Origin of the sequence: Bradyrhizobium sp. LTSP885, assembly GCF_000938305.1 — a bacterium.
GTDB lineage: Bacteria > Pseudomonadota > Alphaproteobacteria > Rhizobiales > Xanthobacteraceae > Bradyrhizobium.
Map to the genome: position 1 here is coordinate 449,268 of NZ_JYMT01000038.1, position 23,421 is coordinate 472,688.

The 23,421-nt window shown below is 64.3% G+C and carries 17 protein-coding genes; 11 read left to right on the top strand and 6 right to left on the bottom strand.

The annotated features are described in order from the left end of the window. Positions 1 to 166 precede the first annotated feature (166 nt). The 5 genes from UP09_RS25865 to UP09_RS25885 all read left to right on the top strand — a co-directional run bounded on the left by UP09_RS25865 (position 167) and on the right by UP09_RS25885 (position 7,740). Positions 167 to 1,426, top strand: coding sequence for an OpgC domain-containing protein (locus UP09_RS25865; RefSeq protein ID WP_044541092.1), 1,260 nt, complete (start codon positions 167 to 169; stop codon positions 1,424 to 1,426). A 14-nt stretch (positions 1,427 to 1,440) separates the two neighbouring features. Continuing rightward, a complete protein-coding gene (locus tag UP09_RS25870; RefSeq protein ID WP_044541239.1) occupies positions 1,441 to 2,229 on the top strand; it encodes an SGNH/GDSL hydrolase family protein in 789 nt (262 codons plus the stop codon). A gap of 14 nt (positions 2,230 to 2,243) precedes the next feature. Next, entirely contained in the window at positions 2,244 to 3,278 is a 1,035-nt protein-coding gene (locus UP09_RS25875; protein WP_044541093.1) for an SGNH/GDSL hydrolase family protein, read from the top strand. 246 nt (positions 3,279 to 3,524) lie between these two features. Further along, positions 3,525 to 5,027 carry a glycerol kinase GlpK gene (gene glpK / locus UP09_RS25880; RefSeq protein WP_044541094.1) on the top strand — a complete coding sequence of 501 codons (1,503 nt, stop codon included), beginning with the start codon at positions 3,525 to 3,527 and terminating at the stop codon, positions 5,025 to 5,027. A 268-nt stretch (positions 5,028 to 5,295) separates the two neighbouring features. Further along, complete coding sequence (locus UP09_RS25885) at positions 5,296 to 7,740, top strand: penicillin acylase family protein (RefSeq protein ID WP_044541095.1); 2,445 nt, start codon at positions 5,296 to 5,298, stop codon at positions 7,738 to 7,740. A gap of 183 nt (positions 7,741 to 7,923) precedes the next feature. Here the strand turns inward: UP09_RS25885 and UP09_RS25890 are convergent, their stop codons facing one another. Continuing rightward, positions 7,924 to 8,370, bottom strand: coding sequence for a hypothetical protein (locus UP09_RS25890; RefSeq protein ID WP_044541096.1), 447 nt, complete (start codon positions 8,368 to 8,370; stop codon positions 7,924 to 7,926). Between UP09_RS25890 and UP09_RS25895 the strand changes: the two genes are divergently transcribed. Both UP09_RS25895 and UP09_RS25900 read left to right on the top strand, forming a co-directional pair. Beyond that, positions 8,370 to 8,963 carry a GNAT family N-acetyltransferase gene (locus UP09_RS25895; RefSeq protein WP_044541097.1) on the top strand — a complete coding sequence of 198 codons (594 nt, stop codon included), beginning with the start codon at positions 8,370 to 8,372 and terminating at the stop codon, positions 8,961 to 8,963. The two genes, UP09_RS25890 and UP09_RS25895, sit on opposite strands and share 1 nt — an antisense overlap. A 185-nt stretch (positions 8,964 to 9,148) precedes the next feature. After that, the gene (locus UP09_RS25900) at positions 9,149 to 9,775 is read left to right on the top strand and encodes a glutathione S-transferase family protein (protein WP_044541098.1); all 627 of its coding nucleotides are present in this window, start codon (positions 9,149 to 9,151) and stop codon (positions 9,773 to 9,775) included. Between the two features lie 220 nt (positions 9,776 to 9,995). On the opposite strand, the gene maiA is transcribed toward UP09_RS25900, so the two are convergent. From maiA to metF, 3 genes are all read right to left on the bottom strand, one after another. After that, positions 9,996 to 10,655, bottom strand: coding sequence for a maleylacetoacetate isomerase (gene maiA, locus UP09_RS25905; RefSeq protein ID WP_044541099.1), 660 nt, complete (start codon positions 10,653 to 10,655; stop codon positions 9,996 to 9,998). Between the two features lie 172 nt (positions 10,656 to 10,827). Further along, positions 10,828 to 14,694: a methionine synthase gene (gene metH, locus UP09_RS25910; protein ID WP_044541100.1), complete on the bottom strand. Its 3,867-nt coding sequence runs from the start codon at positions 14,692 to 14,694 to the stop codon at positions 10,828 to 10,830. Positions 14,695 to 14,697: 3 nt separating this feature from the next. Beyond that, positions 14,698 to 15,612, bottom strand: a complete 915-nt coding sequence (gene metF, locus UP09_RS25915) for a methylenetetrahydrofolate reductase [NAD(P)H] (protein ID WP_044541101.1) — start codon at positions 15,610 to 15,612, stop codon at positions 14,698 to 14,700. 391 nt (positions 15,613 to 16,003) lie between these two features. Here metF and UP09_RS25920 point away from each other — a divergent pair, with 391 nt between their 5' ends. Then, positions 16,004 to 17,023 carry an LLM class flavin-dependent oxidoreductase gene (locus UP09_RS25920; protein ID WP_044541240.1) on the top strand — a complete coding sequence of 340 codons (1,020 nt, stop codon included), beginning with the start codon at positions 16,004 to 16,006 and terminating at the stop codon, positions 17,021 to 17,023. A 6-nt stretch (positions 17,024 to 17,029) separates the two neighbouring features. On the opposite strand, the gene UP09_RS25925 is transcribed toward UP09_RS25920, so the two are convergent. Together UP09_RS25925 and UP09_RS25930 are read right to left on the bottom strand one after the other, a co-directional pair. After that, positions 17,030 to 17,890: a prephenate dehydratase gene (locus UP09_RS25925; RefSeq protein WP_044541102.1), complete on the bottom strand. Its 861-nt coding sequence runs from the start codon at positions 17,888 to 17,890 to the stop codon at positions 17,030 to 17,032. Between the two features lie 33 nt (positions 17,891 to 17,923). After that, entirely contained in the window at positions 17,924 to 18,664 is a 741-nt protein-coding gene (locus UP09_RS25930) for a 3-deoxy-manno-octulosonate cytidylyltransferase (RefSeq protein WP_044541103.1), read from the bottom strand. Between the two features lie 200 nt (positions 18,665 to 18,864). Here UP09_RS25930 and UP09_RS25935 point away from each other — a divergent pair, with 200 nt between their 5' ends. The 3 genes from UP09_RS25935 (at position 18,865) to UP09_RS25945 (ending at position 23,420) form a co-directional block, all read left to right on the top strand. Continuing rightward, positions 18,865 to 19,416, top strand: coding sequence for a c-type cytochrome (locus tag UP09_RS25935; protein WP_044541104.1), 552 nt, complete (start codon positions 18,865 to 18,867; stop codon positions 19,414 to 19,416). A gap of 263 nt (positions 19,417 to 19,679) precedes the next feature. Then, positions 19,680 to 21,536, top strand: a complete 1,857-nt coding sequence (locus tag UP09_RS25940; RefSeq protein WP_044541105.1) for an extracellular solute-binding protein — start codon at positions 19,680 to 19,682, stop codon at positions 21,534 to 21,536. Between the two features lie 12 nt (positions 21,537 to 21,548). Then, complete coding sequence (locus UP09_RS25945; protein ID WP_044541106.1) at positions 21,549 to 23,420, top strand: extracellular solute-binding protein; 1,872 nt, start codon at positions 21,549 to 21,551, stop codon at positions 23,418 to 23,420. The last annotated feature ends 1 nt before the right edge of the window (position 23,421 follow it).

The following is a 23,421-nucleotide window of genomic DNA, read 5'->3' on the forward strand; positions in this document are numbered from 1 at the left end:
GGCGAGGCAGTGAAAACCCGGTCCGGGCCGATTTCATCGCGGTTTCAACATAGTTCCGTTCTAAGGCGCGACCGCGTGCCGCCGTTTTCAGTGCTTTGTCCGCAACTCGCGGACCGATATTATCCATTCCGGGCGGCGCGCACCTTCCGCGGCCACACGGTGCTTGATGAGCTCGATTGCCGATCCCATAGCCGGTTCGCCGGTGGCTGACGCCAAGGCGAAGGCCGAGGCAGCGAAGATCCGGGCGGCCGCGCCGGCGATCACGCTGCCGGCGGCCGGCGAGCGCGAATTGCGGCTCGACCTGTTCCGCGGGCTCGCGCTGTGGCTGATCTTCATCGATCATTTGCCGGCAAACCTGCTGACCTGGCTGACGCTCCGCAACTACGGCTTCTCCGACGCCACCGAGATCTTCATCTTCATCTCCGGCTATACCGCGGCCTTCGTCTACGGCCGGGCGATGCTGGAGGCCGGCTTCGTGATCGCGACCGCGCGCATCCTGCGCCGGGTCTGGCAGATCTATGTCGCGCACGTCTTCCTGTTCACGATCTTCCTCGCCGAGATCTCCTATGTCGCGACCTCGTTCGAGAACCCGCTCTACACCGAAGAGATGGGGATCATGGATTTCCTCAAGCAGCCCGACGTGACCATCGTCCAGGCGTTGCTGCTGCGCTTCCGCCCGGTCAACATGGACGTGCTGCCGCTCTACATCGTGCTGATGCTGTTCCTGCCGCTGATCCTTTGGCTGATGAAATGGAAACCCGACGTCACGCTCGGGCTGTCGGTCTTGCTCTATGCGCTGACCTGGCAGTTCGACCTCTATCTCTCGGCCTATCCGAACGGCTTCTGGGCGTTCAACCCGTTCGCCTGGCAATTGCTGTTCGTGTTCGGCGCCTGGTGTGCACTCGGCGGCGCGCGGCGGATGTCGCGCATCCTGTCATCGCCGGTCACGATGTGGATCTGCATCGTCTATCTGGTCGCGGCGTTCTTCGTGACGCTGACCTGGTACGTGCCGCAGCTCGGCCACATCATGCCCAAGGTGATCGAGCAGTGGATGTATCCGATCAATAAGACTGACCTTGACGTGTTGCGTTTCGCGCACTTCCTGGCGCTCGCAGCCCTCACCGTGCGCTTCCTACCCCGGGATTGGCCGGGGTTGAAATCGCCCTGGTTGCGACCTTTGATCCTGTGCGGCCAGCATTCGCTTGAGATATTCTGCCTCGGTGTCTTCCTCGCCTTTGCCGGACATTTCGTGCTCGCTGAAGTCTCCGGTGGTGCCGCACTGCACGCATTGATCAGCGTCTCCGGCATCCTGATCATGTGGGGCATGGCGTGGATCATTTCGTGGTACAAGCACTCCGCCGACAAAGGTGCCTCGCGAACAAAAAGCACCGTCGGCAACGCCGATCTGGCGGGAGGGGGAGCATGAAGTCCGCACGGACGATGCTTGGCCTGAAGAAGGTTGGCCTAAAGAAGGTTGGCCTGCAGATGTTTGGCCTGACGCTGCTTGCCGCCTTGCTGGCGGCGGCGCCTGCGCGTGCCGAGGACACGGCCGAGCCGCCCCCCTGCGACGTGCCCGCCTATCTGTTGTCCAGCGAGAGTTCGCTCCCGAAGGTCACCGAGGCCGTCAAGGCCGCACAGCCTTTGAACGTGCTGGTGGTGGGCAGCCGCTCCTCCAGCATCCCTTCGAATGAGACGAGCGCCTACCCGGCCAGACTGCAGGCCGCCCTGCAGGCGGCGCTGCCGTCCGCGACGATCAATTTATCCGTAGAATTACAGGCAAAGAGCACCGCCGACGAGACCGGCGGAACCCTGGTTAAGCTTGTCGAAGCAAAAAAGCCTACTTTGGTTATCTGGCAGACCGGCACAGTCGATGCTATGCGATCGATTGATCCTGACGATTTCCGCGGTGCCATCAACGACGGAGTTGTTGCGTTGCGGAACGCTGGGGTCGACGTGGTTTTGGTTAATCTGCAGTACAGCCCACGTACCGAGACGATGATCTCTGCGCCGCCCTATCTCGACAATATGCGGGTGGTGGCGCAGCAGCACGATGTCCCGCTGTTCGATCGGTTCGCGATCATGAAGCAATGGAGCGATGCGGGATATTTCGACCTGTTCAGCACCTCGCATGGTGTCGATCTGGCGAAGCAAGTGCATGCCTGTCTCGGCCGCGCGCTGTCGAAATTTGTGATCGATGCGGCCCATCTGGGCCCCGCGCAGCAGAATTAAAGGAAGCAGAGTTGATGAGTTTTGCCGTCCCTTTTCGCCGAACCTGCTGGCGAGGCGTGTCCGCCGTTGCGGCGCTCGTGCTGCTGACCTCCGCGTCGATCGCGCCGCTCTGTGCGCAGACCGCGCAGCCGGACCAGCATGCGGCGCTCTCGCCCGGCGCACGGGCCGAGGCCGCGAAGCCCGATCCGGCCACGCCTGCGGCCGCAACGTCAGCCACATCTACGGCCGCGACCGATCCGGCCATGCCCGTCGACCAGCGCAGCGCGACGGCGCGGGCCGTCGATAAGGTGAAGCAGGTCGCGAAAGCCGCCGGCGACATCTTCCACCGCGTGCCTTGCCTGCAGCCCAAGGGCGTGCCGGACACGATGGGTTCGCTGCCGCATGTCGCGGCCAAACTCGCCGCGGGCAAGCCGGTCGTGATCGTGGCGTTCGGATCGTCCTCGACGCAAGGTTACGGTTCGACGTCGCCGGAATTCACCTATCCCAACCGGCTCGACACGCAATTGCGCCGCCAGTATCCGTCCGCCGACATCACCGTGCTCAATCGCGGCAAGGGCGGCGACGACGCGCCCGAGATGATGAAGCGGCTGCAGTCGGAGGTGATCGACGTGCATCCTGATCTGGTGATCTGGCAGGTTGGCACCAATGCGGTGCTGCGCAACCTCGATCCCGGCGAAACCGGCAAGCAGGTCGAGGACGGCGTGGCGCGCATCCAGGCCGCGGGCTCCGACATCGTGCTGGTCGATCCGCAATATTCGCCGCGCGTCACCGAACGTCCCGAGAGCGCGCGGGGCATGGTCAAGCTGCTCGGCCGCATCGCAGCACTTCGTCACGTCGGCATCTTCCCGCGCTTCGAGGTGATGCGCGACTGGCACGAGCGGCAGGCGATCCCAATCAACGATTTCGTCATCGCCGACGGCCTCCACATGAACGACTGGGGCTACGCCTGCTTCGCTCAGTTGCTCGGCGACGACATCATCCGCTCGGTCGGCCAGGTCCGAGCCGGCGTCAACGTGCCGGCCGATGTGCGGACCTATCGGCCGATGTGATTGGCTCTGGCCACCCGGTCCAGCCGTCATTGCGAGCGAAGCGAAGCAATCCATCGGCCCGCAAGCGCGGATACATGGATTGCTTCGTCGCTGTCGCTCCTCGCAATGACGGGGCTGCATAGGTTCACGACCTCTCAGGATGACGGGTCTAACGCTGTACCCTCGCCCCAGCTTGACGTTGCCGCGGTAATCCGCTCCTTTGGCCCCGAAACAACCACCTTCGGGACGAAGCTTCAGGGAACGCTCATGTCTTTCGTGCTGGCCATCGATCAGGGCACCACATCGTCGCGCGCCATGGTATTCCGCAGCGACATCTCCATCGCCGCGGTCGCGCAGCAGGAATTTCCACAGCATTTCCCGGCCTCCGGCTGGGTCGAGCACGAGCCGGAGGACATCTGGACCTCGACCATCATGGTGTGCCGCGAGGCGCTGGAGAAGGCCGGCCTGAAGGCCAGGGACATCGCCGCGATCGGCATCACCAACCAGCGCGAGACCACCGTGGTGTGGGACCGCGCCACCGGCCAGGCCGTGCACCGCGCCATCGTCTGGCAGGACCGCCGCACCGCCGACATCTGCGCCAGGCTCAAGGCCGAAGGCCATGAGCCCGCGATCTCGGCCAAAACAGGATTGATCGTCGATCCCTATTTCTCCGGCACGAAAGTGGCATGGATCCTCGATCACGTGCCGGGTGCCCGCGAGCGCGCCGAGCGCGGCGAATTGCTGTTCGGCACCGTCGATTGCTATCTGCTGTGGCGGCTCACCGGCGGCAAGGTGCACGCGACAGATGCCACCAACGCCTCGCGCACGCTGCTGTTCAACATCCACAGCGGCGAATGGGACGACGATCTGGCAAACCTGCTGCGCGTGCCGCGCTCGATGCTGCCCGAGGTGAAGGATTCCTCGGCCCGCTTCGGCGAGAGCACGGCCGATCTGTTCGGCGGCCCGATCGCGATCTCGGGCATCGCCGGCGACCAGCAGGCCGCAATCATCGGCCAGGCCTGCTTCGAGCCCGGCATGATGAAGTCGACCTACGGCACCGGCTGCTTCGCGCTGCTCAACACCGGCACCACGCCGGTCGCCTCGAAGCACAAGCTGCTCACCACGATTGCCTATCAGCTCAACGGACAGCGCACCTACGCGCTCGAAGGCTCGATCTTCGTCGCCGGAAGCGCCGTGCAGTGGCTGCGCGACGGGCTCGGCATCATCAAGAAAGCCGCCGAGACCGGACCTCTTGCTGACAAGTCCGACAGCATGCAGAGCGTCTATCTGGTGCCGGCCTTCGTCGGCCTCGGCGCGCCCTACTGGAATCCGCGGGTGCGCGGCGCTTTGTTCGGCCTCACCCGCAACACCGGTCCCGCCGAGCTCGCACATGCCGTGCTGGAGAGCGTCTGCTACCAGACCTTCGATCTCTGGGCCGCGATGCGCACCGACTGGCCGGAGGCCAATGCCGCCAACACCGTGCTGCGCGTCGACGGCGGCATGACCGCGTCGGACTGGACCATGCAGCGTCTGGCCGATTTGCTCAACGCCCCCGTCGATCGCCCGATGATCCAGGAGACCACGGCGCTGGGCGCGGCCTATCTCGCCGGCCTCGAGGCCGGGGTCTATCCGGAGCCGGCGAAATTCGCCGACAATTGGCGGCTCGAACATCGCTTCAAGCCGGCGATGAGTCAGGCGACGCGTGACCGCAAGCTCGCGGGATGGGGGCGTGCCGTGAAGGGCGTGCTGGCAAGCGACGAGGGGGAATAGCGCGCTGGTCTGGCCGCAACCTCGGTGCACCTCCCCCGCAAGCGCCGTCGCAGGGGCGCGTTGCCAAAATATCGAAAACAACCCCATGCAAAGTAGGCAGCTCGCGGACGGCGTTCGACCAGGCAACTTGACACGTCAGGCAACTCAGCAATATTCTTCGACTATTCCGAAATTATACGAGCGCCCCCCGCTCCGCAAACGGGAGAGGGGCGCACTACCGCTGCGGTGACTGACGTCTCATAATCAACAACAACAACGGGAGAACAAGATGAACACGGATCTCAACCGGGTCATGAATCTGCTCAGCGCCGTGCTCTGCGCCGCATTGCTCGTCACGCCCGCGCTCGCGCGCGACAAGGACAACGCGCTCTCCGCCGCGCGCCAGGTCAAGTCCGATGTCGCCGGGCTGAAGGCGCCAGGCCAGATCCTGGTCGATGTCTGGGGCATCCCGCACATCTATGCCGGCAACGAGCACGACCTGTTTGTCCTGCAGGGCTTCAACGCCGCGCGCGACCGGCTCTGGCAGATCGATCTCTGGCGCAAACGGGGCCTCGGCCTGCTCGCGAAGGATTTCGGCCCCGCCTATGCCGAGCAGGACAAGGCGCTGCGGCTGTTTCTCTATCGCGGCGACATGAACGCCGAATGGGCCGCCTACGGCCCGAAGGCGAAAACCTATGCCGACGCCTTCGCCGCCGGCGTCAACGCCTATGTCGCCGACGTCAGGGCCGGCAAGCGCCCGCTGCCGATCGAGTTCAGGATCGCAGGGACCATGCCCGATCTGTGGTCGGCGGAGGATGTCGTGCGCGTCCGCAGCCACGGCCTGACCCGCAACGTTGCGTCCGAGGTGAAGCGCGCGTTGGTCGCCTGCGCCGCAGGCCTCGATGCCGATCGCTTCCGCGTCAAGCTGGAGCCGGCCTGGACCACGAAAATCCCCGATGGGCTCGATCCCTGCAGCGTGCCGAAGGAAGTGCTCGCGGCCTATGATCTCGCCACGCGCCCGGTCGCCTTCGCCGCTCAGAAGGACCAGAAGGCCGCGCTGGCGCATGATCCCGATAAATTCCTGGCCGAGGCCGACCAGCAGCGCGACACCATCGGCTCCAACAACTGGGTGATCGCGGCGTCACGCACCGCGACGGGGCGGCCGATCCTCGCCAACGATCCGCATCGTGAACACAGTGTGCCGTCGCTGCGTTACATCGTCGGCCTCAACGCTCCCGGCATCTCCGTGATCGGCGCCGGCGAGCCCGCGCTGCCCGGCATCTCGATCGGCCATAACGACACCATCGCGTTCGGCCTGACCATCTTCAACGTCGACCAGGAAGACCTCTACGTCTACGAGCTCAATCCCGCCAATCCGAACCAGTACCGCTATGGCTCCGGCTGGGAGGACATGCGGATCGTCCACGAGAAGGAGCAGGTGAAGGGCGAGGCCGATCGCGACCTCGAACTGAAATTCACCCGCCATGGCCCGGTGATCTATGTCGACGAAGCCAACAAGCGCGCCTTTGCGGTGCGTTCGATCTGGTTCGAGCCCGGCACCTCGGCCTATTTCGGCTCGTCCGACTACATGACTGCGAAGAGCTGGAACGGCTTCCTCGCCGCGATGCGCCGCTGGGGTGCGCCGTCGGAGAACCAGGTCTATGCCGACACGTCAGGCAATATCGGCTGGATCGCCGCCGGCAAGACGCCGCGCCGGGTCAATTTCGACGGCCTGATGCCGGTGCCCGGCGACGGCCGCTATGAGTGGCAGGGCTTTCTGTCGCTCGACGAATTGCCGAAGGCCTATCAGCCGAAGCAGGGCTTTATCGCCACCGCCAACCAGATGAACCTGCCATCAGACTATCCGGTCAACGAGCGCCGGGTCGGCTTCGAATGGTCGGACAGCGCGCGCTGGCAGCGCATCACCGAGGTGCTGCGGGCCAACAGCAAGGTGACGCTGGCGGACGCGATGGATTTGCAGAACGACGACACCGGCATGATCGGACGCCGGCTGGTCGCACTGCTCAATCCGCTCGCATCAGATGATGCCAACGTCAAGAAGGGCCTTGATCTGTTGAAGGCGTGGGACGCGCGCGACACCGCCGATAGCGCCGCGGCTGCGGTCTACGAGGTCTGGATATCAAATCACCTTGGCCCGGTGCTGCTGAAGACCGCGGCACCGAAGGCTGCCGACCTGATCGCGCCGGAAGCCTCCAGCATTTCCGCCATCGTTGGCTACCTCGAAAAGCCCGACGCAGCGCTCGGCAGTGATCCGGCGGCGGAGCGCGACCGCGTGCTGCGCGAAAGCCTCGGCGAGGCCGTTGCCGAGGTGACGTCAAAACTCGGGCCCGATGCCTCAACCTGGCGCTGGGGCCGTTTGCATGTGGCACAATTCGATCACGCGCTGATACCACTGGCCGACAAGGCGACCGCGGCGCAGATGTTGGTCGGCCCGCTCGCGTATGGCGGCGCCGCCAACGTGCCGCGCGCGGCCAATTACCGCCGCTCCGACTATCATCTTATCGGCGGCGCCTCGTTCCGCATGGTGCTCGATGTCGGGCAGTGGGATGCAAGCCGCACCATCAACACGCCAGGCCAATCCGGCGATCCCTTCAGCGGCCACTACCGCGACCTCGCGCCGCTGTGGGCGACCGGCCAATACGTCCCGTTGCTCTACAGCCGCAGCGCCGTCGAAGCCGCCACCGCAGAGGCGATCACGCTGACGCCGCGGTGAGGTGGTTGCAGCCGCCTGCCAAAAACTCCGCTGTCGTCCCGGGCTTGACCCGGGACCCATAACCACGAATGGCAATCGTTGCGCGACGCTGGGGCCACAGCTTATCTCAACAACGCAAGCCTGTGGTTATGGATCCCGGCCTTCGCCGGGACGACAGCGAATGTGCGGCGTGCGATGCGCCCGCTACTTCGTCTGCTGTTCCTGCAAATCCAGCATCGCCCGCAGCGTGTCGGCGCTGAGCTTGCCGTTCGGCGAGCCTGTTCGCCGCTCCGTTGCCTCGATCGGGCGCGAATGTCGCGGAAGCACCGGCGCGCTGCGCACCGGTGCGCCGTCCCCGACGTCACCAGCCTCCTCGGTCTCATCAGTCTCGCGCGCACCAGAGGCGGTGCCGACGCCACGCCGCCGCCGCGTTTTCTTCGGCTCGGGGGGCGGCGGCGTATAGACGATCGGCGGCAGTGTATGATGGCGCGACACGGTGCTGGCTCCGGTGGGCCGTCCACATATGAAGCTGCTGATTCGCGGATTTTCGCCACTGACAAATTGGTAACGTTGCTGTACCCGACAGCATTGCATCGTCAGCACGGTCAGCAGATATTTCCCGTCGGCAATATGGAAACAGAGATCGCGCAATGACGCTGCCCGACGGCTACTCCGATGTTCCCGCCGGCAAGATCGCCGCGGTCGTCACCCATCTGGAGATGACCGCGCGGCCACAGCAGCGCGACGATCCGCCCGGCGCCTGGAGCCTGCGCAAGGCCGAGCGGCCGGCGCTCGACTGGTTTCGCGACCTCTTCCGCCGCGTCGGCGAGGAGTGGCTGTGGTTCGCCCGCGCGCGTATGAGCGACGCCGAACTCGCCGCGATCATCCACGCACCGCAAGTGGAGATCTACGCGCTGGTCCACGACGTCTGCGACGAAGGCCTGCTCGAACTCGATTTCCGCGAAGCCGGAAACTGCGAGATCGTTTACTTCGGCGTCACTTCAAAGCTAATCGGTACCGGTGCCGCCCGCTTCCTGATGAACCGCGCGTTGGAGCTCGCCTGGTCGCGCGATATCAGCCGCGTCTGGCTGCACACCTGCACCTTCGATCATCCTGCAGCACTGGCGTTCTACCAGCGGTCCGGGTTTCGCCCGTTCCGAAGGCAGATCGAGGTGGCTGATGATCCGCGGCTCGATGGCACGGCGCCGCGCGATGCGGCGCGGCATGTGCCGATGATTGAGTGACGATGCGCGCGACGCCTCCGCGACCACCACTGTCGTCACCCGCGCATGCGAAAGCGGGTGGTTGCAATGCTGCCCGGCGCATCTAGGATGGTGCAAAGTGCAACCCTTGACCCGGCGTCGCCGTCGCTCTTCGAAAGCCCCGCTTCGAAGCACGGTCCGCCGCGGTACGACCGACGAGATGACAGATGTTCCTGATCGGCCAGTACGACTCGCCCTTCGTCCGCCGCACCGCGATCGCGCTGCGGCTTTATGGTCTGCCGTTCGAGCACCGGCCGTGGTCGACCTTCGGCGATGGCGACAAGGTCGCAGCCTACAATCCGCTGCGACGGGTGCCGGCGCTGGTGCTCGATGACGGCGAGGCGTTGATCGAGAGCGGGGCGATCCTGGATTATCTCGACGAGCTGGTCGGGCCGGAGAGGGCGATGATCGCGCGATCGGGTGCGGAGCGGCGCAAGCATCTGCGCATCGTGTCGCTGGCGACCGGGCTCGGCGACAAGGCGGTCAGCCTGATCTATGAACGCGTGCTGCGCAAGGAGCAGCTCAAGCTCTGGGTCGAGCGCTGCCAGGCGCAGATCACGGGCGTGCTCGACGTGTTGGAGCAGGAGCGCGCCGCGGTCACGACACCGTACTGGTTCGGTCAAAATATCGGCCATGCCGACATCGCGGTCGCCTGCGTGCTGCGCTTCACCGGCGAGGCGCATCCCGCGTTGTTCGACGCGCGCTATGTTGCGCTGAAAGCCCACGCCGCGCGTTGCGAGGCGCTGCCGCCGTTCCAGGAGATCGTCCAACCGCTGGCGCCGCCGAGCGGTTAGGCCGTTAGCGCTGATCTGCCCGACATGGTAAGCCCCTCACGCATGCCGCGAGATCGCCGACGTATGATTCACAAGCCGCGCCGCAAACTCAGTGTCGTCCCGGGCTTGACCCGGGACCATAACCACAATTGTTCGTTGTTGCGCGACGCTGGGGCCACAGCCTTCTTCGACAATCCAACCCTGTGGTTATGGATCCCGGCTTTCGCCGGGACGACGAGAGCTACTTCGCCCGCATCGCGTCCGGCGTATCCGGCTGCACCAGCGGATGCGCCTTGGCAAACGCCGGCAGCGCCATCGCGGTCTCGTGGATGCGATTGACCGTCGGCCAGGGCGACAGGCTGATCTTCTGGTTGATGGCGGCCGTGACGTGGCCGACCAGGCAGATGTCGGCGAGCGTGGGCGCATCGCCGTGGCAGAATGTTCCGGTGTCCTTGTGGCCGGCGAGGTGGCCTTCGAGCGCGGCCAGTGTCTCGACCGTCCAGTGCCGGAACCAGGCGCTTTGCTGGGTGTCGCGCAGATCGAGTTCGCGGGTGAGGTAGCGCCGCACCCGGGGCGTCAGCAGCGGATGGCCCTCGCAGGCGACGATCAGCGCCAGCCCGCGCACCCGGGCGCGGCCGATTGCATCGGCCGGCAGCAGCGGCGGGTTGGGATAGGTCTCGTCGAGATAGTCGATGATCGCGAGCGACTGGAACAGCACCGTGCCGTCGTCTGTCACCAGCGCCGGCAGCGCCATCTGCGGATTGACCTTGCGATAGGCATCCGCGCGATGCGCATCGGCATCGATGTCGACGAACACGACTTCAGCCGGCACGTCTTTCAGGTTGAGCGCGATCCGCACCCGAAAGCTCGCCAGCGACCGCCAGAAGGAGAAGAATTGCATGGGGAGTTCACTCCGCATTTCTTCCCCTCTCCCCTTGTGGGAGAGGGTGGATCAATCGCGCAAAGCGCGATTGAGACGGGTGAGGGGTCTGTCTCCGCGGATGGAGACCCCTCATCCGTCGCGGACTTTGTCCGCGCCACCTTCTCCCACAAGGGGAGAAGGGAAGGAAGAGCTACCCCGCGCCCACGGCCTTCTTGCGCCAGGCGAGGTGCACGGCGCAGGCGCAGCCTGGCGGATGCCCGGCCAATTCCCTGGACGCCTCGTCGTTGGCCGGGGTCGCGGCGGGCGCAATCACAGGTTCCTTGGCCCCGTCCTGCGCCGGGATGTAGTTCAGGACCGGCGCCAGCCAGCGCTCGACCTCGGCGACCGTCATGGCCTTGCGGGCGGCATAGTCCTCGACCTGGTCGCGCTCGATCTTGCCGACGCCGAAATAGAAGCTGGCGGGATGCGAGAGATAGAGCCCCGAGACCGAAGAGCCCGGCCACATCGCATAGCTTTCGGTCAGCGTCACGCCGGAGTTTTTTTCAGCATCGAGCAGGGCGAACAGCGTCCGCTTCTCGGTGTGATCGGGCTGCGCCGGATAGCCCGGCGCCGGGCGGATGCCGTCGTATTTTTCGAGGATCAGTTCGTCCGGCGCCGACGCCTCGTCCGGCGCATAGCCCCAGAACTCCTTGCGCACGCGCTGATGCATGCGCTCGGCAAAGGCTTCGGCAAGGCGATCGGCGAGTGCCTTGCACAGGATCGAGGAGTAGTCGTCATTGGCGTTCTTGAAACGGTCGGCGACCACGTCCTCGCCGATCCCGGCGGTGACCACGAAGCCGCCGATATAATCAGGCACGCCGGAGCTCGCCGGTGCGACGAAATCGGACAGCGCGGCGTTGAAGCGGCCCTCGCGCTTCTCGAGCTGCTGGCGCAGCGTGTGGAAGGTCGCGATCTTCTCCTTGCGGGTCTCGTCGGCATAGACCTCGATGTCGTCGCCGACCGCGTTGGCCGGCCAGAAGCCGATGGTGGCGCGGGCGGTGAACCACTTCTCCTTGACGATCGTGTCCAGCATCTTGCGCGCATCGTCGTACAGCGAACGCGCGACCTCGCCGACCTTGGGATCGTCGAGGATCGCCGGGTAGCGGCCGGTCAGTTCCCAGGTCTGGAAGAATGGCGTCCAGTCGATGTATTCGGCGAGCTCGGCAAGGTCATAGGCGTCAAAACTCTTGCGGCCGAAGAACGTCGGCGCCTTCGGCGGCGCCGCCGCGAAATCGATCGCGACCTTGTTGGCGCGGGCGACGGCAAGCTTCAGCCGCTTCTTGTCGGCCTGGGCGCGGAAATGCGCCGCGGAGATCTTGACGTATTCGGCGCGCACCTCGGCGGCATAGGCCTTCTTCTTCTCGGGCGACAGCAGCGAGGAGGCGACGCCGACGGCGCGGCTGGCGTCGTTGACGTGCACGACCGGGCCGCCCGGATAGTTCGGGTCGATCTTCACGGCAGTATGCACGCGACTGGTGGTGGCGCCACCGATCAACAGCGGCAGGTTCATACCCTGCCGCTGCAGCTCGCCGGCAAGGAAGCTCATCTCGTCGAGCGAGGGCGTGATCAGGCCTGATAGCCCGATGATGTCGGCGCCTTCGGCCTTGGCGGTCTCGATGATCTTGCTGGCGGGCACCATGACGCCGAGGTCGATGACCTCGAAATTGTTGCACTGGAGCACGATGCCGACGATGTTCTTGCCGATGTCGTGGACATCGCCCTTCACGGTGGCGAGCACGATCTTGCCGGCGGCGTTGCGGCCGTCGCTGGCGACGCCATTGGCGCGGTTGCGCGCCTTCTCCTCCTCCATGAACGGCATCAGATAGGCGACCGCCTGCTTCATGACACGGGCCGACTTGACGACCTGCGGCAGGAACATCTTGCCGTCGCCGAAGAGGTCGCCGACCACGTTCATGCCGTCCATCAGCGGGCCTTCGATGACGTTGAGCGGACGCTCAACGTTCTGCCGGGCAGCTTCGGTGTCCTGCTCGATGAACTCGGTGATGCCATGCACCAGCGCGTGGGACAGCCGCTTCTCGACCGGCCATTCGCGCCAGGCGAGATCCTGCTCCCTGGTCTGTTTCTCCTTGCCGCGGAATTTCTCGGCGAGCGCGAGCAACCGCTCGGAGGCGCCGGGATCGCGGTTGAGGATGACGTCTTCGCAAGTTTGGCGCAGCTCGGGATCAATGTCGTCATAGACGATCATCTGCCCGGCATTGACGATGCCCATGTCCATGCCGGCCTTGATGGCATAGTACAGGAACACCGAGTGCATGGCTTCGCGCACCGGCTCGTTGCCGCGGAACGAGAACGACAGATTGGAGACGCCGCCCGAAATATGCGCGTGCGGCAGGTTCTTGCGGATCCAGCGCGTCGCCTCAATGAAGTCGACGCCGTAATTGTTGTGCTCCTCGAGGCCGGTCGCGATCGCAAAGATGTTCGGATCGAAGATGATGTCCTCGGGCGGGAAGTCGAGCCGCTCGATCAGCAGGTCGTAGGCGCGCTTGCAGATCTCGGTCTTGCGCGCGAACGTGTCGGCCTGGCCGGTCTCGTCGAACGCCATCACCACCACGGCAGCGCCGTGGCGTTTTGCGATCGTCGCCTCGTGCAAGAATTTCTCCTCGCCTTCCTTCATCGAGATCGAGTTGACGATCGGCTTGCCCTGGATGCATTTCAGGCCGGCCTCGATGACGTGGAACTTCGACGAGTCGACCATCACGGGCACGCGGGCGATATCCGGCTCGGCGGCGACGAGGTTGAGGAACTCGACCATCGCCTTCTCGGAGTCGAGCAGGCCCTCGTCCATGTTGATGTCGATGACCTGCGCGCCGTTCTCGACCTGGTCGCGCGCGACCTGAAGTGCTGCGGTGTAGTCGCCGGCGGTGATCAGCTTGCGGAAGCGGGCGGAGCCGGTGACGTTGGTGCGCTCGCCGACATTCACGAAGGGAATCGCATCGGTCAGCGTGAACGGCTCGAGGCCCGACAGCCGCAGCCGTGGCTCGATTTCGGGAATGATACGCGGCTTGTGCGGCGCGACGGCCTTGGCAATCGCCGCGATATGGTCGGGCGTGGTGCCGCAGCAGCCACCGACGATGTTGACAAGGCCGGCGCTGGCGAATTCGCCGATCAGCCCCGCCATGAATTCCGGCGACTCGTCGTACTGGCCGAATTCGTTGGGCAGGCCGGCATTCGGATAAGCACAAACCAGCGCGTCGGCGACGCGGCCGATATCGGCGATATGCGCGCGCAGATCTTCCGCGCCGAGCGCGCAGTTGAACCCGATAGTGATGGGCCTGGCGTGCTGCACCGAATGCCAGAACGCCTCCGGCAACTGCCCGGAAAGCAGGCGGCCGGATTTGTCGGTGATGGTGCCGGAGATCATCACGGGCACATCGATGCCGCGCGCTTCGGTGATCTCCGCAATCGCGTACAGCGCTGCCTTGGCGTTCAATGTATCGAAGATGGTCTCGACCAGCAGCAAATCGGCGCCGCCGTCGAGCAGGCCGTTGATCTGCTCGCCATAGGACTTGCGCAGATCGTCAAAGGTCACGGCGCGGTAGCCGGGGTTGGAAACGTCAGGCGAGATCGAGGCGGTGCGGTTGGTCGGGCCCAATGCGCCGGCGACGAAGCGCTCTTTGCCGTCTTCGGCGCTCACCCGCTCCGCGGCGGCGCGGGCCAGCCGGGCACCCTGCAAGTTCAGTTCATAGGCGAGGTCCGACATGTCGTAGTCGGCCTGCGCGATCGAAGTCGAGGAGAAGGTGTTGGTCGCAACGATGTCGGCGCCGGCGCGCAGGTACGCAGCGTGGATGTCCGTAATCGCGTCAGCCTGAGTCAGAATCAGGAGATCGTTGTTGCCCTTGATGTCGCGGTGGAAGTCCTTGAACCGCTCGCCGCGGAACGCGGCCTCGTCGAATTGCAGCCCCTGGATCATGGTGCCCATGGCGCCGTCGAGCACCAGAATACGTTCGCGGGCCGCCGCGAGCAGGGCGGTGCGCTTGGGAGAAACTGTCACTGTCATGATTCAGGCGGCCTTCTGGGCGCCATTCGGACGGATGCCGAGCAAATGGCTGATCGCGAACACCAGGTCCGCGCGGTTCATTGTGTAGAAGTGAAAAGTGTCGACGCCGCGCTTGAACAGTTTCTGCACCTGACCGGCGGCAACCGTCGCTGCAACCAGCTTGCGGGTCTCGGCATCGTTATCGAGGCCGTCGAATTTCTCGGCGAGCCAATCCGGCACGCTGGTGCCGGCGCGGGTGACGAAATTGCGGGCCTGTTTGAAATTGTGCATCGGCATGATGCCCGGCACGATCGGGATCTCGATGCCGCGCGCCCGCACCCGATCGAGGTAGCGGTAGTAGAGGTCGTTGTCGAAGAACACCTGGGTGATCGCGCGCGTCGCGCCGGCGTCGACCTTGGCCTTGAGCAAGTCGATGTCGATGTCGAAGTCGGCGGCTTCCGGATGCTTCTCGGGATAGGCGGAGACCGAGACCTCGATATCGGAATGACGCTTCCTGATTCCGGCGACGAGCTCGGCCGAGTTCTGATAGCCGTCGGGATGCGTCGCATAGGCCGTGCCGATGCCGCCGGGCGGATCGCCGCGCAACGCCACGATGTGGCGGACGCCGACCTCATGGTAGCGGTCGACGATCTCGTCGATCTCGCCGCGCGCGGCGCCGACGCAGGTCAGGTGTGCGGCCGGCAGCAGGTCGGTCTCGCGCAGGATACGGGTGATGGTCGAATGGGTGCGCTCGCGGGTCGAGCCCCCGGCGCCATAGGTCACGGATACGAAATTCGGGGTCAGCGGCGCCAGGCGGTTGATGGTCTCCCAGAGATTGCGCTCCATCTCCTCGGTCTTCGGCGGGAAGAATTCGAAGGAGATCTTTGGGGTCCTCGGCGCGCGGTGCCCGTTCGATACGGGAGAAACGGTCTCGGTCATGATACGCAATGGCTCCGCAACAGGTGGGCAGACGTCAGGCCGGGTATGGAGGGGCTAAGATAGGCGAAACGGGTCGGATCAAACAGCCCATCGAATATGGGAAATTGCCCACTATGGCTATTTATCTGGTGCATTTTGGCTATGTATAATGATTTGTGGGCAAGAGTTTCGGGTTGGGAAGTTAAGCTACAATGTATTGAAAAATATAGAATAAATGTGTTTACTGAGTTATTGTTTCGATGAAAATCGCATGTGGGCAGAGATGGCATGTCAGAGAGTTGTCGTAAATCATCCCATGGCATGTCGATGATCGGTACTCATGGTCGGCGCGGACCTGATCTGCGCGTCCCGGGCCTTTGTCGGCTCAAAGGGCCACACTAGGTTGAGCGCCATGATTCCATTGTCCGTTCTCGACCTATCGGTCGTCACCACAGGCACCAAGCCTGCCGCTGCGCTGCGCAACAGCATCGACCTGGCGCGCCATGTCGACGGCCTCCGCTATGTCAGGTACTGGCTTGCCGAGCATCACAACCTCGCGTCCGTCGCGAGCCCCGCGCCCGACCTGATGATCGGGCAGATCGCGGCGGTGACGCAGAACATCCGGGTCGGCTCGGGTGGTGTAATGCTGCCCAACCATGCCCCCTTGGTGGTCGCCGAGCGCTTCAAGATGCTGGAGGCGCTGTTTCCCGGCCGCATCGATCTCGGCCTCGGCCGCGCGCCCGGCACCGACGGCGCCACGGCTTACGCGCTGCGCAGCCGGCTCGACCGCCGCGAGGGCGACGATTTCCTCGAGCGGTTGCATGAGTTGATCCTGTGGGAGACGCGCGATTTCCCGGCTGGCCACCCCTACAACAAGGTGGTGGCGATGCCGGACGACTCGCCGCTGCCGCCGATCTGGCTGCTCGGCTCGAGCGATTACTCCGCCGAGCTCGCAGCGCAGGTCGGGATGGGCTTTGCGTTCGCGCACCATTTCGCCACCCATGACGCGATCGCGGCGATGACGAATTATCGCACGCATTTCAAGCCGTCGGGCTGGCGCGCCGAGCCGCAGGCGATCCTCGGGGTCGCCGTTGTCGCAGCCGAGACCGACGCCGAGGCCGACAAGCTCGCGCTCTCGATGGACCTCAACCGCCTGCGCCGCGATCGCGGCGAATACCTGCCGCTGCCCAGCGTCGAGGAGGCGCAGGCCTATCCCTACACCGATGCCGAGCGCGCCTCGATCGCACGCAACCGCGCGCGGCTCTTCGTCGGCAGCCCTTCGACCGTGATGGCAAAACTGCAGCCGCTGATCGCGGCGGCCCAGGCGGATGAGTTGATGGTGGTCACCGCGGTCTACGACCATGACGCGCGGAAGAAGTCGTATAGCCTGCTCGCTGAGGCGTTCGGGCTCGGCAAGAAGGTGGCGGCGTAGGTCCCGTCACTCCCGCGTTTCGCTGAAGGTGGCGCGGAAAGGGTGGCCGGGATAGACGCCGACGATGCGGAATTCGCGCGAGAAGAATTTCAATTCCTCCAGCGCAAAGGCGAGCCCGCGGTCATCAGGGTGGCCGTCGACGTCGGCATAGAATTGCGTGGCGGAGAATTCACCATCGACCATGTAGCTTTCCAGCTTGGTCATGTTGACGCCGTTGGTGGCGAAACCACCCAGTGCCTTGTAGAGCGCGGCGGGCAAATTGCGCACCCGGAAGACAAAAGTGGTGACCAGCGGCCCCGAGCCGGGCTTGGCCCAGTTGGCCTCGCGCGCCAGCACCACGAAGCGGGTGGTGTTGTGGGCCTCGTCCTCGATATCTTCGGCCAGGATCTCGAGCCCGTAGATCTCGGCGGCGAGGCGCGAGGCGATCGCGGCGACGCTCTTGTCCTTGCGTTCGGAGATGTCGCGGGCGCTGCCGGCCGTGTCGGCGGCGACGATCGGCCTGACGCCGAGCTTGCGGATCACGCGGCGGCATTGGCCGAGCGCGTGGACGTGGCTCTCGACGCTCTTGATCTCCGCGAGCTTGGTGCCCCTGATCGCCATCAGCTGATGTCGGATCGGCAGGAAATATTCGCCGACGATGAACAGGCCGGATCCCGGCAGCAGATGATGGATGTCGGCGACGCGGCCGGCGACCGAGTTCTCGATCGGGATCATGCCGAGGTCGGCCTCGCCCGAGGAGATCGCGGCCAGCGCGTCCTCGAAGGTCGGGCAAGGCATCGGCTCGGCCTCGGGATAGGCCTCGGCGATGGCGATATGGGAATTGGCGCCAGGCTCGCCTTGGAACGCGATTTTCAGCTTCTTGGTCATGATTTCTTTCCTGCGGCGCCTTTTAGCACCGGATCAGGCTTTGGAAAGGATCCGCCGGGCGGTTTCGAGATCGGCCGGGGTATCGACGCCGCGCGGCACGGTGTCGACGATGGTGATGTCGATCCGCATCCCGGCCTCCAGCGCGCGGAGCTGTTCGAGCTTCTCCTGAAGCTCCAGCGGCGAAGGCGGGAGTGTCACGAACCGCTCCAGCGCGGCGCGGCGGTAGGCGTAAAGGCCGATGTGATGGTAACGCGGTCCGTCGCCATGGGGCGCGGTGGCGCGGGTGAAATAGAGCGCGCGCAGCCGGTTCGGCCCGATTGGCGAGCCGACCGCCTTCACAACGCTCGGCGCGTGGTCCTCCTCCTCGGTATGGATTTGCGAGGCCAGCGTCGAAATATCGACGGCGGGGTCGGCCAGCGGCGGCATCACGCTGCGGATGGTCTCGGGGGTGATCGTCGGGAAATCGCCCTGCAGATTGACCACGATCTCGGCCTTGCCGTCCGGATCCAGGATCGTCATCGCCTCATGGATCCGGTCCGAGCCGGAGGGATGGTCGGCGCGGGTCATCACCGCCTCGCCGCCGTGCGCCGTGACAGCCGAAGCGATCTCCGCCGTGTCGGTGGCCACCGCGACCCGGCCGATCCCGGCTGCCTCGGCCCGCCGCAGCACATGGACGATCATCGGCAGGCCGGCGATATCAAGCAGCGGCTTGCCGGGCAGCCGCGTGGCCGCCATGCGGGCGGGAATCAGCACCAATGTACGGGGGTCGGTCATCGTGTCGGGGGCCCGTCCGGCCGGCGGAAATTGATGGGGAGGGGGTGGAATTCGGCGCGTTTATACGGGTTGCCAGAGCGCGGGCAAACCGATATCTCAAACCTGCTTGGGGGGCGGTGCGATAAGGCTGATTCCTGAGTCTTTCCCACGGCCGTTTCCCGGCCTGAAGTCGACATTCAAGGCCCGGAGCCTGACCGAAAATGGACTCCTTCGAACTCAACAAGATTCTCGGTGCGATCCTTGGCACTTGCATTGTCGTCCTGGTGACGAGCTTTACCGCGGGTGCGGTGTTCTCGGCGAAGATGCCGGAGAAGCCGGGGTTCGAGATCGCGGTGAAGGAAGCGGTTCCCGCCGGCGGCGGCGAGGCCGCGGCGGCACCGTCCGAGCCGATTGAGAAGCTGCTGCAGACCGCCACCGCCGAAAAGGGCGCTGGCGCGGCCAAGAAGTGCCAGGCCTGCCACACGTTCGAGAAGGGCGGCCCCAACCGCGTCGGTCCGAATCTCTACGGCATTGTCGGCGAGAAGAAGGGCGAGGGCCGTGGCGGTTTCAATTTCTCGGCTGCCATGAAGGCCAAGGGCGGTGAATGGACGTTTGACGACCTGAGCAAGTTCCTGACCAACCCGAAGGCGTTCGTCCCGGGCACCGCGATGGGCTTCGCCGGCGTTCCGAAGGACAGCGAGCGCGCCGACATCATCGCCTTCCTGAATTCGAATTCGGAGCATCCCGAACCGATACCGACGGCTTCGAAGTAATAATTTGCTCTTTCGAGCACACGCGGACGAGACGGCCAGGCAATGCCTGGCCGTTTTCACATGGGGACCTGATATCGCGCGGTTGTTATCGGGACGTTTCGCCGCACCGGGATCGGTCCCGGGCTAATATCATGAGGAAAAAGCAACGTAACTTGTCGAACCGTTGCCTTATATTGGGTCCCATGTAACCGGGGGCCGCGAGCAGGAAACCGAATTTGGCGATCACCCGACGACATCTTCTTCAAGGCAGCGCTCTCGCCGCAATGGCGCCAGTGCTTGGATTGAACCCCGGCATGTCGGCGATCACGCCGGCATTCGCAGATGAGGCCCCAAACGGGCTGAAATGGCGACACGGCGTCTCCACCTTCGGCGAGATCAAATACCCTGCCGACTTCAAGCGTTACGACTACGTCAATCCGGACGCCCCGAAGGGCGGCGTCGCGCGGCTGTTCGAACTCGGCACCTACGACAGCTTCAACATGGTGGTCGCGGGGTTCAAGGGAACGGTCGCGTCGGGCGTCGGCCGAATCTACGACTCGCTGATGGATGCGTCGTCCGACGAGCCCGATACATATTACGGCACCCTTGCCGAGGCCGCGGCGTTTCCCGACGATTTCTCCTATGTGATCTACCGCCTGCGCGCGGGCGCGCGCTGGCATGACGGCAAGCCCATCACGCCTGAAGATGTGGTGTTCTCGTTCGGCGCGCTGAAGACCAACAGCCCGATGTTCAGCAGCTACTATCGGCACATCGAGAAGGCCGAGCAGATTAGCGAGCGCGACATCAAGTTCACCTTCGATAGTCCGGGCAATCGCGAATTGCCGATGATCACCGGCCAGCTGGTGGTGCTGCCCAAGCACTGGTGGGAAGGGACCGATGCGCAGGGCAACAAGCGCGACATCACGGCGACCACGCTCGAGCCGCCGCTCGGGTCGGGACCCTACCGGATCAAGGAGTTCGCCGCCGGACGCTCGCTGGTGCTGGAGCGGGTGAAGGATTACTGGGGCAAGGATAACCCCAATGCGGTCGGCCAGAACAATTTCGACGAGCTGCGCTACGAGTTTTTCCGCGACGACACCGTCGGACGCGAAGCGCTGAAGGCCGACCAGTTCGACTGGTATAGCGAGCGCAGCGCCAAGGAATGGTCCGTGGCCTACGACGTTCCGGCGGTGCGTGACGGGCGGCTGATCAAGGAGCTGTTCCCGGTCCGCAATCAGGGACGGATGCAGGGCTGGGTGTTCAACCTGAGGCGTCCGAAGTTCGCGGATGCAAGGCTGCGCCGCGCCTTCAACTACGCGTTCGATTTCGAAGAGATGAACCGTGTGCTTTCTTCCGGCGTGTATCATCGCGACTCCAGCTATTTCGACGGCATCCCCGATCTGATGGCGTCCGGTCTGCCCGAAGGACTGGAGCTGCAGATTCTCGAGACGGTGCGCGACAAGGTGCCGCCCGATGTCTTCACCGCGCCGTACAAGGATCCGGTCGGCGGCGATCCGGAAGCCGTGCGCAGCAATCTGCGCGAGGCAACGCGGCTTCTGAAGGAGGCCGGCTTTGAAATTCGAGACCGCAAGTTGGTCGACTCGTCCGGGCAGCCTTTCACCGTCGAGATCCTCGGCGCCAGCGCCGATCCAGGCATGGAGCGAATTGCCTTGTTCTACAAGCCGAGTCTCGAGCGCCTCGGCATCACCGTCAATTTGCGGCCGGTCGACATTGTGCAACTTCAAAACCGTTTGCGCGATTTTGATTTCGAACTGACGACAACGGTGTGGCCACAGTCGATCTCGCCCGGCAATGAAGAGCGCGATTTTTTCGGCTCGCAGGCCGCCGATCGGCCTGGCTCCCGCAATCTCGGAGGCATCAAGAATCCCGCCGTCGATGCCATCATCGAGCACATCGTCTTCGCCAAGAGCCGCGCCGAGCAGGTGGCTGCCAGCAAGGCGCTGGACCGTGTGCTGCTCTGGAACTTCTACTGTGTTCCCCACTTCAACTACGATCAGCAGCGTTACGTGCGCTGGGATCGCTTCAGCCATCCCGACCCGTTGCCGAAATACGGCGTTTCGGGGTTCCCAAATCTCTGGTGGTACGACGCCGACAAGGCAGCCAAGCTCAAGGGCTCGTAGAAGGAATTGCGCATGGCGCTACTCACCCGTCGGCACGCACTCGGTCTTGGCGTCGGTGCGTTGAGCGCTGCAGGATTTCGTGCCACGCCGGCAGCGGCCGACAACGGGACCGAGATGCATGGCATGTCGGTGTTCGGCGACCTGAAATATCCGGCGGATTTCCGCCAATTCGACTACGTCAATCCGAAAGCGCCGAAGGGCGGGTTCTTCTCGCTGATCCCCTCGGTGCGCGCCTACAACCAGTCCTACTTCACCTTCAATTCGCTCAATGCCTACATCCTGAAGGGCGAAGGCGCGCAGGGCATGGACATGACCTTCGCGACGCTGATGTCGCGCGCCAATGACGAGCCCGACGCGATGTACGGCTTTGCCGCAAAGTCGGTGCAGATCTCGCCGGACAAGCTCACCTACCGCTTCACCACGCGCCCCGAGGCGCGCTTTCACGACGGGGCGAAACTGACCGCGCAGGATGTCGCCTTTTCGCTCAATACGCTGAAGGAAAAGGGCCATCCGCTCATCATGGTGCAGTTGCGCGACTTCGTGAAGGCCGAGGCGCCCGATGACGCGACCGTCGTCGTGACCTTCGCGCCCGGCCGCGCGCGCGACGTGCCGCTCTATGTCGTGAGCTTGCCGATCTTCTCGAAGGCCTATTACGCGAACCGGACTTTTGAGGAGTCGACGCTCGATACGCCGCTCGGCTCGGGGCCGTACAAGGTCGGCAAGTACGAGGTCAATCGCTACATCGAATACGACCGCGTCAAGGACTGGTGGGCAGCCGACCTGCCGGTCAATCGCGGCAGCTACAATCTCGACACCGTGCGCTACGAATTCTATCGTGATCGCGACGTCGCCTTCGAAGGCTTCACCGGCAAGAACTATCTGTTCCGCGAGGAACTGACCGCACGCATCTGGGCGACGCGATACGACTTTGCGGCGGCGAAGGACGGCCGCGTCAAGCGCGAGACGCTGCCCGACGACACGCCATCGGGTGCGCAGGGTTGGTTCATCAACATGCGCCGGGACAAGTTCAGCGATCCGCGCGTGCGCGAGGCACTGATCTATGCTTTCGATTTCGAGTGGACCAACAAGACCATCATGTACGGCGCCTATGCGCGCACCGTTTCGCCGTTCCAGAATTCGAACCTGATGGCGAACGGACCGCCTACTCCGGAAGAACTTGCGCTGCTCGAGCCGTTCCGCGGCCAGGTGCCGGACGAGGTATTCGGTGCGCCCTTCGTACCGCCGGTGTCGGACGGCTCAGGCCAGGATCGCGCGATGCTGCGCAAGGCGATCCAGCTTCTCGGCGATGCCGGCTGCGTCATCAAGGACGGCAAGCGGGTGCTGCCGAACGGCGATGTCTTCACCATCGAGCTCCTCAACGACGAGCCCTCGCTGCAGCCGCACCATGCGCCCTTTATCAAGAATCTCGGCACCCTCGGCATCGACGCGACGTTCCGCCTGGTCGACGCGGTGCAGTACCGCGCCCGCCTGGAGGATTTCGACTTCGACATGACCATGGAGCGCTTCAGTTCGTCGGCGACGCCGGGTGACAGCATGCGGCCGTTCTTCTCCTCCCAGGCAGCCAAAACCAAGGGGTCCTATAACCTCGCGGGCATCTCCAGTCCCGTGATCGATGCCCTGATCGAGAAGATCATCGGTGCGAATAACCGCGAGGATTTGACGACCGCATGCCGTGCATTTGACCGCGTGTTTCGCGCCGGCCGCTATTGGGTGCCGCAATGGTATTCCGACAAGCATCGGGTCGCTTATTGGGACCAGTTCGCGCATCCGGAGAAACCGGCGAAATATGCGCAGGGCGTCGGAGCGCCGGAGAACTGGTGGTATGACACGACCAAGGCCGCCAAGCTCGAGCAGGCGAAGTAGC

Excerpts from the sequence above, each read along its gene's own strand:
- UP09_RS25865 (WP_044541092.1), top strand. The coding sequence starts at position 167 with ATGAGCTCGATTGCCGATCCCATAGCCGGTTCGCCGGTGGCTGACGCC.
- UP09_RS25870 (WP_044541239.1), top strand. The coding sequence starts at position 1,441 with ATGCTTGGCCTGAAGAAGGTTGGCCTAAAGAAGGTTGGCCTGCAGATG.
- UP09_RS25875 (WP_044541093.1), top strand. The coding sequence starts at position 2,244 with ATGAGTTTTGCCGTCCCTTTTCGCCGAACCTGCTGGCGAGGCGTGTCC.
- glpK (WP_044541094.1), top strand. The coding sequence starts at position 3,525 with ATGTCTTTCGTGCTGGCCATCGATCAGGGCACCACATCGTCGCGCGCC.
- UP09_RS25885 (WP_044541095.1), top strand. The coding sequence starts at position 5,296 with ATGAACACGGATCTCAACCGGGTCATGAATCTGCTCAGCGCCGTGCTC.
- UP09_RS25895 (WP_044541097.1), top strand. The coding sequence starts at position 8,370 with ATGACGCTGCCCGACGGCTACTCCGATGTTCCCGCCGGCAAGATCGCC.
- UP09_RS25900 (WP_044541098.1), top strand. The coding sequence starts at position 9,149 with ATGTTCCTGATCGGCCAGTACGACTCGCCCTTCGTCCGCCGCACCGCG.
- maiA (WP_044541099.1), bottom strand. The coding sequence starts at position 10,655 with ATGCAATTCTTCTCCTTCTGGCGGTCGCTGGCGAGCTTTCGGGTGCGG.
- metH (WP_044541100.1), bottom strand. The coding sequence starts at position 14,694 with ATGACAGTGACAGTTTCTCCCAAGCGCACCGCCCTGCTCGCGGCGGCC.
- metF (WP_044541101.1), bottom strand. The coding sequence starts at position 15,612 with ATGACCGAGACCGTTTCTCCCGTATCGAACGGGCACCGCGCGCCGAGG.
- UP09_RS25920 (WP_044541240.1), top strand. The coding sequence starts at position 16,004 with ATGATTCCATTGTCCGTTCTCGACCTATCGGTCGTCACCACAGGCACC.
- UP09_RS25925 (WP_044541102.1), bottom strand. The coding sequence starts at position 17,890 with ATGACCAAGAAGCTGAAAATCGCGTTCCAAGGCGAGCCTGGCGCCAAT.
- UP09_RS25930 (WP_044541103.1), bottom strand. The coding sequence starts at position 18,664 with ATGACCGACCCCCGTACATTGGTGCTGATTCCCGCCCGCATGGCGGCC.
- UP09_RS25935 (WP_044541104.1), top strand. The coding sequence starts at position 18,865 with ATGGACTCCTTCGAACTCAACAAGATTCTCGGTGCGATCCTTGGCACT.
- UP09_RS25940 (WP_044541105.1), top strand. The coding sequence starts at position 19,680 with ATGGCGCCAGTGCTTGGATTGAACCCCGGCATGTCGGCGATCACGCCG.
- UP09_RS25945 (WP_044541106.1), top strand. The coding sequence starts at position 21,549 with ATGGCGCTACTCACCCGTCGGCACGCACTCGGTCTTGGCGTCGGTGCG.